This is a genomic window from Nocardia sichangensis, assembly GCF_047200615.1.
Lineage (GTDB): Bacteria > Actinomycetota > Actinomycetes > Mycobacteriales > Mycobacteriaceae > Nocardia > Nocardia sichangensis.
Window position 1 is genome coordinate 1 of the sequence record NZ_JBJZOK010000071.1, and the last position, 7468, is coordinate 7468.

Below are 7468 nucleotides of genomic sequence, written 5' to 3' on the forward strand. Positions count from 1 at the left end.
GTTGTAGTCGTCCTTCCAGTCGCTGATCACGACGCGGGCTTGGGTCAGCGACCAGAAGTTGTTGATGTTGAGGCATTCGTCGCGCAGTCGGCCGTTGAACGATTCGATGTAGCCGTTGCGCCAAGGCTGTCCGGGTGGGATGAACGCCAGGCCGACGCGTTCACCGGCCCAGTCCCGCATCGCCTGGCATGCCAGTTCCGGGCCGTTGTCGCTGCGCAGCGCGGCCGGGTATCCGCGGCCGGTGGCGATGCGGTCGAGTTCGTCGATGAGCCGGTCGGCGGTGATGGAGCGTTCGACCAGCCCGCCCAGGCATTCGCGGGTGTGCTCATCGACGATGGACACGATCTTGACCGGACGGCCGTCATCGGTGGCGTCGAACTGGAAATCGACTGCCCACACTCGATTCGGCGCGTCCGCGGTCACCGACGTGACCGTCGAGTCACCGATTCGTTTACGGCGCCGTCGCTGCGGTACCCGTAACCCTTCCTGCCGCCACAGGCGTTGGATCTTCTTGTGATTCACCGCCCAGCCCTCGCCGCGGGCGTCGTGGTAGGCGCGACGGAACCCTTGACGTGGATGGTTGCGTGCCCAGTCACGCAACCATGCCCGCAACGGGGCATCCCCGTCCGTGGGCTGCTGCGCGCCCGCAGGACGGCGCTGGGTACTGCGATGCTGCCCGGTCACCCGGCAGGCGAACCGTTCGCTGACGCCCATGAGGCGCATCAGATGCGCCACGGCCGCCCGCCGGCGTTCCGGGTCTAGAAGTTTCCCTTGGCGATCTCCTTCAACGCCGCCTTCTCCAACTCCGCTTCGGCCAAAAGCCGCTTGAGCGTGGTGTTCTCGCGTTCGAGGTCTTTCAACCGTTTGGCGTCGTCGGCTTTCAGTCCGCCGAACTGGTTACGCCACCGGTAGTAGGTGGCTTCGGTGATCTGCAACGCCCGGCACACATCCGCGACGTCCTTGCCCTCGCCGAGCAGCCGATCAGCCTCGGTCAACTTGCGCACGACCTGCTCAGGGGTGTGCCTCTTCCTCGTGGTCATCGCCATCGAGCCTTCCCGCCCACAACGTGGGCCGCAAGACCCACACAGTCGATGGACCGACCTCACGGGGTCAGGTCAGTACCGCTGCGCAATCTGGACAGATTCAGCAAGATGATCGTCACAGACGTTCTCCACGAGTGAGTCCGGACTCCTGAACCTTTGGGCATGGCAAAGCAGCTTCGGCGGCAGCAGTTTCGTGCGTGTGTCAGAAGTGGTGGACCGAGGATTTGATCGGGCCGTGGACGCTGGTCAGGAACGACTGGAATCGGGTGGGGACAAGACCGCCGAGACGCCCCTCGGATCCGGTCTGATTCGCTGAAGTTTCAGCCGGAGGATCAGTTCCGTGGCCGACAGGATTCCCGGGCTCGGCGGCGTCCCCCTGAGGGGAGCTGCTATTGGTGGGTGAAGGATCACCGCAAACAGATTTGAGCGGCGTACGGCTTCCGCGAAGTTCAGCGTCGGTGATGAGGACAAGTTCATCAGTTGGCTCGCCGCCGAGGTGCGCCCCGTGGAGTTGCGCGACGAGCAGCTACGTGAGGTTCGGTTGAAGCGCTACTGGGCCGAGCGTATCGAACAGACAACACCGGGCCGGGTCGAACCGGCTGATCGGATCGGTGGGGACGGCGTTCGAGAAGCGGTTCTGCCAGCACACTCTCTCACGGGTGAGTGCGCTGTGGGTCACACGGTTGACCAATCTTGCCGGACACGCCAGCTTCGGCCAAGCTACACCTTATTAGCGGCGTTGTGCTGGGTGCCAGCGTCGGAGATCACCGCCGCGCTGGTGGATTTGCTGTTTGGACTGGTGCACAAATCGGCACACGTGCGGATCCGCAGGCGAAGAAGGAGTTGACCAAGGAGCTGCGCCGGGCACGCGGCAAGAAGAACATCCTGTTCCGCCTCGCTGAAGCGGCCATCGATCACCCCGACGACATCGTCGGTGAGGCCCAGTGCCCGGTGGTCGGGGAGAAAGACGCTGCGGGAGCTGGCGAAAGAGGCAAAAGCCAACGACCAGATGTTGCATGCACGAGTCCGCACTGTGCTACGCCACCTCGTGCTCGAACGCTACCGGCGGATGCCCCTAGCATTTCTGGCAGAACTGGCCGAACACATCACTGGTGGTGTTCGGTTGACGCAGCGCCGCGGTGAGTAGTCGATCAGGTCCCGAAGCTGCAAAGAGTCCGACTCGAAGGATATGGAGGCGCTCAAGGACGAGGTCGCGCGAGGTTGAGGCACCTCAAGGACGCCGACTTTACCACCGACTTCCATACTTAGTTCACCGCCGTGGCCTCGCGTAAATCCACGCGACATGACACGCTGCTGCGGTTCTTCCTGGATGTTCGCCCAGGAACGAAGATCGGAACTCGCGCGATCGTGAAAACCGGCGAGCAACCCGAGCCCCGAGGCTGCATTGCGGCATGTGCGCCGGCACTTCATCGCCCCGCAGCAACCTGCGCCAAGCGACCACGAAGCTGTTGAACGCCACCTTCACCGCACGGGATCCGCACTGGTGGGGCACCGGCACCTCCTACCCCATCGACTCGAAGGAATTCGGCTCCGGGGAGTCGCACCTGATCAGCCAGTACCACCGACGCTACGGCAGGTGTGTGATGAATTCACTGGCACACCGAACGCCGCAGCGCGTGCATCTAATTCCAGCACAAATCCTGCTCCCCTCGGAGGCTGCGGCGATGATCGAAGGTTCGCTGCGACACTGCATCGGCGCCGAGATCGAAGCGATTACGTTGATACACTTAACGGCGTCGGAGGTGGGGTCCGCGTTCACCGAGCTACCCCTTCGAAGAGCTTCGGCTCGATCCAGATGTTGTACCGACGCGAGGATACCACCGCATACAGGGAGTTAGTCCGGTGCTGACCCCCGCCCACTGGGAGCAGATCGCTCAGTAGCCCAGAATCAGGGCCTGCGGACCGAGCCGCGAAGTAGCGATTGCATTCGGCGAGAGTGTTCCGTCAGCTACCCGTTCCGTTTCCTTGGCAGAGGACGCCCGTTCAAAGGCTCGCAAGCAACTGGGTCCGCGCCGGTTCCGCATCGACATCGAGCACGAGCATGCCAGCCGCGCCACCAGCGCCGATGATGGCCTGGATATGCGTGGCCAGCACCTCCCAGGAGCTGTAGCGGCGGCGATCGCTGCCGCGCCTGCTGATGGCGCGCGCCAACTCGGGTATCGGGCCGATCCAACGCCGATCGACGCCGCCGACGCGGGTAGGGCACGGGCGGCGGCACAATCACACGGCCATACCAACTCCGACTACAGCAGACATTCCCGCCCGGGATAATGGAACGCTACTTTGCGAGTGATCCAGCGGGATGCAGCGCCCTTGTCAACTGGACGCGAACCTCGCGCCGCACATTCTGCATGTAGGCTGGAGATGGATCGAGCAGCCATTGGCCGACCACTCCCCGCATCAACCCAAGGATGAGTGTCCCCTGGATGCCTGGATCGATATCTCGACTGACATCGCCCGCAGCTTGGCCGACACGGAGGGCTTCGGCCAACCGCTGAACCGTCCGCTCATTCAACTGCCGAATGAAGTCACCGAGCGCATTGCTCGTCGTCGCCTCGGCAAGTATTCGCGATAGCGCGCGGGCTTCAGCGGGATCTTCCTCAGCGTGCTCCAAGTAGTGATCAGCGAATGCGAGCACAGAACCCAGCCCGCCGCTTTCCGTCAGCCGTTCTTCGACTCTGGACCTGAACCGCTCCACGATCCAGTCCGCAGCTCTGGAGATCAGCGCCTCCTTCGTCCTGAAGTAGTGGGTCGGAAGCCCCCTGCTGTAGCCGGCGGCCTCGGCCACATCAGCCAGGACAAACGCTGAAAACCCTTTCTCCGCGATCAGGGTAACCGCTGCATCGAGCATGCGACGTTCTGCTTCTTCGCGACGCTCGACCTGAGTTCGCCGCGACCCGGCACCGTTCGACGGAATGGGGGCCGTCGTCATCGTCGTCTGATCCACCTCTACTGTAGTCCCCGAAATATGTCCTAGTCCTGCGCCAGAACATGAACGTAGCAGACGGCCCCGAGCCCAACCATGTGCGCAAGGCCAAGTCGAGCCCCTTTATGCTGACGCGCTCCCGCCTCGCCGCGAAGCTGTGTCGCGATCTCGACAATCTGACCAACGCCAGTCGGACCTATTGGATGACCCATCGCAAGGAGGCCACCAGAGGGACTGACCGCGCATTCTCCGTCTATATCGAACGCGCCTTCCTTGATCGCAGGAAGCGCTTGTCCATCCGCGACAAGGCCTATCGCTTCGAGGTAGAGCGGCTCCTCAACCGTAAAGGCATCATGGAGCTCGATGATGTCGAGCTCCTGGGGCATTATGCCCGCCTCGGCCAACGCGATGCTTGTGGTTAATGCGGTCAACTCCGCATCGGCGTTCGCCCCAGCGTCCCATCGTTCGCTGCGCGAGGCGGACGCCGCGACACGGATGGCACGGTTCAGACCAAGGCCAAGGCGGTCGATGCCATCGCGTGAAGCCACAAGCACGGCCGCCGCACCCTCGCTGACGGGGCAACACTGGAGAGAGGTGAGAGCGCCGGCGATGTTCCTGCTCCCGAGGATCTCATCGACCGACTGCGCACGCTGACGATGCGCGAACGGATTGAGGGCGCCGTTGCGCAGGTTCTTCGCGGCCACGTAGGCGAAGTCGGACGCATCGCTTCCGTGGCGCGCCGCGTATTCCTCCATGAGGATCGCGAAATGCACGAAGGGAGCGACAGCCTTCTCCGCTGTTGTGCGCTCGGACGCATGCGTGGCCGCATTCTCTACGGTATAAGGTTTGTCGACCCCGACCGCGAGCGCCACGTCACTCAGCCCACTGGCCACTTCGATGCAGGCGCTGCGGAATGCACTGGAGCCGGTAGCAGAGGCATTCTCGATATGGGTGATCGGCAACCCGTGCGCACCGAGGTGCCGGAGCATCGGGCGGCCAGCAGCCATGCCGAGCAGCGCCGTACCGACATATGCCGACTCCACCTGTTCCCATGTCATCCCCGCGTCAGCCAACGCAGCACGAATCGCGGTCACCCCCAGAGCGGGATAGAGCGCATCACTCGCACGTTGGTATCGGTGGAGGCCAACGCCTACGACATAGACCGGTCGGAGGTCCGAAAGCTGCACAGCCATCTCAGATCTCGATCGCGTCGTGTGCGGCCACTGCGACCGGTGAGCCTGGCGCGGGAGTCTCGCCGTCGATGATCGCGGTGATCTTCACGCCCGAATCCAGCCGGACATATCCTGCCGTGAACGGCACCGGCAAATCAGGATCAGTCACCAAGCGGACCGTCACAGCGGCGATCAGCGTGCCGTGGGCCTCAGCAGCCTCAGTCTTCAAGTGGTCGCCGTAACGACCACAGCGTTCGCAACCGATGCGTTGCATGGGGAAGAATCGGAAGCCGCAGACGCATACTCCGCCGTCGAGCTTCGCCAGCCGACCACGCGCGGATGCCTCGGCAAGCGAGAACAGAGGATTGTCCATGCACACCACCATAGATACTTGTTGTACGAATAGTCAATATGTTTCGTGAGCGCGCGCCTGCCGCCTCATATCCAGCGGTAGCGCTGAGGATGCCGCCGATATGGATCTCGCATGCCAGGATGGCCGCGAGCTCACCTCGTCGGAAGTCGATGCTTGCGCCCGGCCCTCCCGCCCTCGATTGAGACCGCACTCAACAGTCAGTCCGCCAGAGGTTTCCACGACCCCCGCTGGCTGCACCCACCACAGAATCAGCCCGATGCCCCATGGGCATCGCTCCAATCCGACGAAACGGCACCACTGCCCCACCCCTCGACGTATCCAGCACCACTACTTACAGAGGCGAACAAGTCACCGATAGCTACTGCGCCACCGCGGCGGGCTCGCACCCATGGCGCAGCTCGATCGCCAGCCTCATCCACACCACCAGCCAGAAAGACCCCGGCTGCCTGACGAAATTCCCCGGGTTTCCGTAAACCACCCGGCCTATGGTAAATCGGAACTTCCTGCGTTTCAGGTTTCGATCGCATTGTTGTGCTTTGCTATCGCACTGGGTGCACGATCACGGCGAGCTGGCTGATGCGTCTGATCCGGGCAGTCAAGTCAACATCGGTCGATGTTGCTAAAGGTTTGCGACACGGCCTGCGTCGCTGGTAGCGATCGGTATGAGTGCTTCGTTGTTTTCGGCATTTGCGCAGGGAAGGACATACGCATCACAGGCGGCGCGAGATAATTCCCACAGCTGCTTCCGGGTCGCAAATCTGCCATAGCAGTGTTCGCGATCAGCACGGAACTCCGATCACGAGATGTGGCAGCTTCTTGCCATCCACCACAATGCGGCCTTGCCGCGACCACGACCGACTACGCTTTGTGCGCCATCCCACATCGCCGACCGTTATAGCGATACATGGCGATGCCCAGCAGATACGACACTCGACCAGATGCGACAGTCGACCCGACGTAGCCGACTCAGCTAAAATGACGACTACCCGACTGGTACCATTCGGATACGGCTCCTCCGTTGTTCACCAATCGATCTATCGGGAAAGGATCTCCTGTATGGCGCGCAAGGTAGTTGTCGAGATGGTCGACGATTACGATAGTCAGTCCCCCGCCGACGAAACCGTCAGTTTCGCACTCGACGGCGTCACCTATGAGCTGGACTTGTCGCATCCCAATGCAAAAACGCTGCGCGATACCTTCGAGCAGTGGACACGACACGCGCGCAAGGTAGGTAGGATACGACGCGATCGTAGCGTCTTGCCCAGATCGGCGACCGAGAGGATTCGGACGGCCGATATCCGGGAATGGGCACGTAAGGAGGGCATCGAGGTCTCCCGTCGCGGGCGAATTGCTTCCGAAGTGCTCGAACAGTACAAACAAACGAATCGGTAGATTGCCGAATGAGCACAACTGGCCGAGCTATTGCACGCCGATATGCCCGGCGCCAAACGTCGTCAGTGGGCGTACCGAACAGTTCAAAGCGGCGTTCGTGGCGAACAGCTATGTTTCTGATCCGGCGGGGTGAACGCGGGAGACTCTGCCGCCTAACGGCATCAACATTCGTGCAGCCCGCGACCGGACGACGGCAGTGGTAGTTCAAGAGGACCATTTCGTTCCAATGGCCCGTACTTTCACCGAAGAGCGCCGCGTCGAAGTCGGTCACGCAGACGCGTCGTATTCGCTGCCAATACACACACGGTGTCGTGGACTTCGCCGTTGACTGCCGTAGATTCTCCCAACCCACCAGTCACGGCTGGAAGAGCGAGCAAGCTGGGGCGTTGTTCGACAGTATCGCCGTGCTCAAAATAGCCACGGTGATGAGTGCAGTTGGGCGCGAGAGCGCAGGTGCTGCACACATCACGGCAACCAATCACCATCGCGCCGGCAACCTCTCCCACATAGATTGCACGGTGTACTCGCGATGTTGATATCC

General features: G+C 62.0%; 8 protein-coding genes. 2 read left to right on the forward strand and 6 right to left on the reverse strand.

The genetic code is table 11. The features are described from left to right. Both ACL03I_RS38840 and ACL03I_RS38845 read right to left on the reverse strand, forming a co-directional pair. A protein-coding gene (locus tag ACL03I_RS38840; protein ID WP_412808572.1) for an IS3 family transposase occupies positions 1-1040 on the reverse strand; the annotation gives its coding sequence in 2 pieces (ribosomal slippage) (positions 1-773 and positions 773-1040; 1041 coding nt annotated over the 2 pieces). This gene is flagged as partial in the annotation. A gap of 723 nt (positions 1041-1763) precedes the next feature. After that, positions 1764-2045: a hypothetical protein gene (locus tag ACL03I_RS38845; protein WP_412808573.1), complete on the reverse strand. Its 282-nt coding sequence runs from the start codon at positions 2043-2045 to the stop codon at positions 1764-1766. 410 nt (positions 2046-2455) lie between these two features. Between ACL03I_RS38845 and ACL03I_RS38850 the strand changes: the two genes are divergently transcribed. Further along, entirely contained in the window at positions 2456-2902 is a 447-nt protein-coding gene (locus ACL03I_RS38850; protein WP_412808574.1) for a Tn3 family transposase, read from the forward strand. Positions 2903-3047: 145 nt separating this feature from the next. Here ACL03I_RS38850 and ACL03I_RS38855 read toward each other — a convergent pair whose 3' ends face one another. The 4 genes from ACL03I_RS38855 to ACL03I_RS38870 all read right to left on the reverse strand — a co-directional run bounded on the left by ACL03I_RS38855 (position 3048) and on the right by ACL03I_RS38870 (position 5547). Further along, entirely contained in the window at positions 3048-3215 is a 168-nt protein-coding gene (locus ACL03I_RS38855) for a hypothetical protein (protein WP_412808575.1), read from the reverse strand. A gap of 127 nt (positions 3216-3342) precedes the next feature. Further along, positions 3343-4011, reverse strand: a complete 669-nt coding sequence (locus tag ACL03I_RS38860) for a TetR/AcrR family transcriptional regulator (protein ID WP_412808576.1) — start codon at positions 4009-4011, stop codon at positions 3343-3345. Between the two features lie 26 nt (positions 4012-4037). After that, positions 4038-5183 carry a thiolase family protein gene (locus tag ACL03I_RS38865; protein ID WP_412808577.1) on the reverse strand — a complete coding sequence of 382 codons (1146 nt, stop codon included), beginning with the start codon at positions 5181-5183 and terminating at the stop codon, positions 4038-4040. 1 nt (position 5184) lies between these two features. Then, on the reverse strand, positions 5185-5547 hold the full coding sequence (locus tag ACL03I_RS38870) for a Zn-ribbon domain-containing OB-fold protein (RefSeq protein ID WP_412808578.1): 363 nt from the start codon (positions 5545-5547) through the stop codon (positions 5185-5187). Positions 5548-6591: 1044 nt separating this feature from the next. Between ACL03I_RS38870 and ACL03I_RS38875 the strand changes: the two genes are divergently transcribed. Further along, complete coding sequence (locus tag ACL03I_RS38875) at positions 6592-6927, forward strand: histone-like nucleoid-structuring protein Lsr2 (RefSeq protein WP_412808579.1); 336 nt, start codon at positions 6592-6594, stop codon at positions 6925-6927. Positions 6928-7468 lie beyond the last annotated feature (541 nt).

Coding starts and splice junctions, on each gene's coding strand:
- ACL03I_RS38850 (WP_412808574.1), top strand. CDS start 2,456: ATGTGCGCCGGCACTTCATCGCCCCGCAGCAACCTGCGCCAAGCGACC.
- ACL03I_RS38865 (WP_412808577.1), bottom strand. CDS start 5,183: ATGGCTGTGCAGCTTTCGGACCTCCGACCGGTCTATGTCGTAGGCGTT.
- ACL03I_RS38870 (WP_412808578.1), bottom strand. CDS start 5,547: ATGGTGGTGTGCATGGACAATCCTCTGTTCTCGCTTGCCGAGGCATCC.
- ACL03I_RS38875 (WP_412808579.1), top strand. CDS start 6,592: ATGGCGCGCAAGGTAGTTGTCGAGATGGTCGACGATTACGATAGTCAG.